Origin of the sequence: Streptomyces pathocidini, from assembly GCF_001418495.1 — a bacterium.
Taxonomy (GTDB): Bacteria; Actinomycetota; Actinomycetes; order Streptomycetales; family Streptomycetaceae; genus Streptomyces; species Streptomyces pathocidini.
The window spans coordinates 1-1,699 of record NZ_LIQY01000648.1 but is presented as its reverse complement, the minus strand read 5'-3'; the positions used below and the strand labels follow the sequence as shown (position 1 = coordinate 1,699).

Below are 1,699 nucleotides of genomic sequence, written 5' to 3'. Positions count from 1 at the left end.
CCCCACCCCGACCTCGTCCCCGTCCTCGGCGGCCACACCACATCAAGGCGGTCGCCGCAGTGAGACCAGTGGTGCGCTCGGCGCGGCCGACGGTGTCGTCCCCGACGGCACGACGGTCTTCGACGACGGGGTTCCTGCGGTGGCCAAGCTTGATCCAGCTCTGCTCAAGGCCCTGCGTCAGGCCGCGAGGGCTGCCGCGGATGTCGGCGTCGTGTTCCACGTCAACAGCGGTTGGCGTTCCCCGGAGTATCAGGAGCAGCTTCTTCGTGAGGCGGTCTCCAAGTACGGATCCGAGGAGGAGGCCGCCCGGTGGGTGGCCACCGCGGAGACCTCTGCTCACGTGTCGGGGGACGCGGTCGACATCGGTCCCTACGGTGCCGCGGCGTGGCTGTCCGAGCACGGCGCCGGCTACGGGCTGTGCCAGATCTACCGCAACGAATCCTGGCACTACGAACTGCGCCCCGCAGCGATAGATCAAGGCTGCCCGGCCATGTACGCCGACCCCACCCAGGACCCGAGGATGCAGCAGTGACCAGCAGGCGGGGAAGGAGGGGCGCAGGGTGATCGATAGCCCTGCTGGGGAAGTGGACGGGAGAGGGGGGCCCGGCCCAACTCCCCGGATTCCCCCCAGGATCCGACCCGAGCATCGCCCCATGCGGCCGATGCGCGGAACAATTGCGCAAACAACGAGGTGAGAGGCCCATGTTCACCACCCGTCCGACCCTCCAGGGCACCTTCGGCATGGTGTCCTCGACCCACTGGCTGGCCTCGCAGTCCGCCATGGCGGTCCTGGAGGACGGCGGCAACGCNNGTCCGGCCCCCGCGGGGGCCACCATCGGCCACTACACCTCCCTCGGCCTCGAACTCGTCCCCGGCACCGGCCCGTTGGCCGCCGCCGTGCCCGGCGCCTTCGACGCGTGGCTGCTGCTCCTGAGGGACCACGGCACACGGCGGCTCTCCGAGGTCCTCACCTACGCCATCGGGTACGCCGAGGACGGCCACCCGCCCGTCGAACGGGTCGGCCGGACCGTCGAGACCGTCCGCGAACTCCTCGAGACCGAGTGGACCGACTCCGCCAAGCTCTACCTCCCCGACGGCAGGCCCCCGGCGCCGGGNNTCGCCGAGGCGCTCGCCGAGGCCGCCGCCCGTCCCACCATGGACACCTCCGGCGAGCGCCACACCGGCACCCTCACCGGCGGCGACCTCGCCGCGTTCTCGGCGACCTACGAGGACCCGGCCGCGTACGACTGGAACGGCTGGACCGTGTGCAAGGCGGGCGGCTGGTCCCAGGGCCCGGTCTTCCTCCAGCAGCTCGCCCTGCTCCCCGACGACCCGGCCGGGCTCGACTACGGCTCCGCCGCCTACGTGCACCGGCTCATCGAGGGCACCAAGCTCGCGATGGCCGACCGCGAGGCGTGGTACGGGGACGCCGAAGGTCCCGGCACGGTCCCACTGGACGACCTCCTCTCCCGCTCGTACAACGCCGAACGCCGCACCCTCCTCGGCGCCGAGGCCTCGTACGAGCTCCGGCCCGGATCCCCGGACGGCCGTGAGCCGCGACTGAGCAGGCACGCGCGCGTGGCGGCGGCGGGAGAGGCACTGCCGCCCCACGCGGGCACCCCGGGCACCGGCGAGCCGACGGTGGCGCGGGATGATGCGGCGACGGTGGCGCGGGACGGTGCGGCGGGGGTTGTGGGGG

General features: G+C 72.7%; 2 protein-coding genes and 1 pseudogene. All 3 read left to right on the top strand.

All coding sequences use genetic code 11. The annotated features are described in order from the left end of the window. On the top strand, positions 1-532 hold a 532-nt coding region (locus AOK16_RS24030; protein ID WP_055474215.1), incomplete at its 5' end, for a M15 family metallopeptidase. Positions 533-811: 279 nt separating this feature from the next. Further along, positions 812-1,115, top strand: a pseudogene (locus AOK16_RS28810) (gamma-glutamyltransferase); the annotation flags it as partial. Positions 1,116-1,117: 2 nt separating this feature from the next. Next, positions 1,118-1,699 (top strand): gamma-glutamyltransferase (locus AOK16_RS28805; RefSeq protein ID WP_240483729.1); only part of this gene is annotated, 582 nt, incomplete at both ends.